We start from the raw sequence: 1197 nt of genomic DNA, 5'->3' as shown, positions 1-1197 counted from the left end.
TCACATGTAGTCAGAAGATTTGTGAAAAGCTATCCCGATTACCAGATCGTAAACCTGGATAAACTGACCTATGCGGGTAACCTGGCCAATTTAAAAGATATAGAAGACCAGCCGAATTACCGTTTTGTAAAAGGGGATATTGTGGATGCTCCCTTTATTGACAACCTTTTCGAAAAAGAGTCTTTTGATTCCGTAATCCACCTGGCCGCCGAGAGCCATGTAGACCGCTCTATTTCCAATCCTTTGGAGTTTGTGATGACTAATGTGCTGGGCACAGTCAACCTGCTTAATGCAGCGCGCAAGTACTGGAAGGAAGCATACCCTGCGCACCGCTTTTATCATGTCTCTACCGATGAAGTATACGGCACACTGGGTGAGGAAGGATTGTTTACAGAAGAAACCGGCTATGATCCCCATAGTCCTTATTCAGCCTCTAAAGCCAGTTCCGACCATTTCGTACGGGCCTATGCCGATACGTATGGAATGAATACGGTGATCTCGAACTGTTCGAATAATTACGGATCGTTTCATTTCCCTGAAAAGCTGATCCCCCTTGCTATCAACAACATCAAGAACAATAAACCCGTGCCGGTATATGGTAAGGGAGATAATATACGTGACTGGTTATGGGTGGAAGATCATGCCCGTGCGATCGATGTACTGTTCCACGGGGCAGAAGCCGGCCAGACTTACAATATCGGTGGCCATAATGAATGGAAGAACATTGATCTGATCCATGCCTTATGCCGGATCATGGACAGCAAACTGGGCCGCGATCCAGGAACATCAGAAAAGCTGATCACCTTCGTAACCGACCGTGCAGGCCATGACCTGCGTTATGCGATCGATTCATCCAAATTACAGCGGGAACTGAACTGGACCCCAAGCCTTCAATTCGAAGAAGGACTGGAGAAAACGGTAGATTGGTACCTGGAGAATGAAGAGTGGCTTGAAAACGTAACCTCCGGCAATTACCAGTCCTATTATCAGGGACAGTACAGTGCGCGTTAACCTGATCAATAAAGAATAAAAGAACTACATGAATATTATACCAACCCCAATCGAAGGTTGCTTCATCATGGAGCCGGCCGTATACCCTGATGCAAGGGGATACTTCTTTGAGAGTTTCAATGAAGCAAGTTTCAATAAAAAAACAGGCTTAGATGTACATTTTGTACAGGATAACCAGTCGCTATC

At 45.6% G+C, this 1197-nt stretch carries 2 protein-coding genes; both read left to right on the top strand.

The annotated features are described in order from the left end of the window. A partial coding sequence (gene rfbB / locus BFL47_RS18990; protein WP_069661369.1) for a dTDP-glucose 4,6-dehydratase occupies positions 1-1011 on the top strand: 1011 nt, incomplete at its 5' end. Positions 1012-1039: 28 nt separating this feature from the next. Then, a partial coding sequence (locus tag BFL47_RS18985) for a dTDP-4-dehydrorhamnose 3,5-epimerase family protein (protein WP_170827364.1) occupies positions 1040-1197 on the top strand: 158 nt, incomplete at its 3' end.

This window comes from Arcticibacter eurypsychrophilus, from assembly GCF_001730525.1.
GTDB classification, from domain to species: Bacteria; Bacteroidota; Bacteroidia; order Sphingobacteriales; family Sphingobacteriaceae; genus Arcticibacter; species Arcticibacter eurypsychrophilus.
This window is presented reverse-complemented; position numbering and strand designations above follow the sequence as displayed.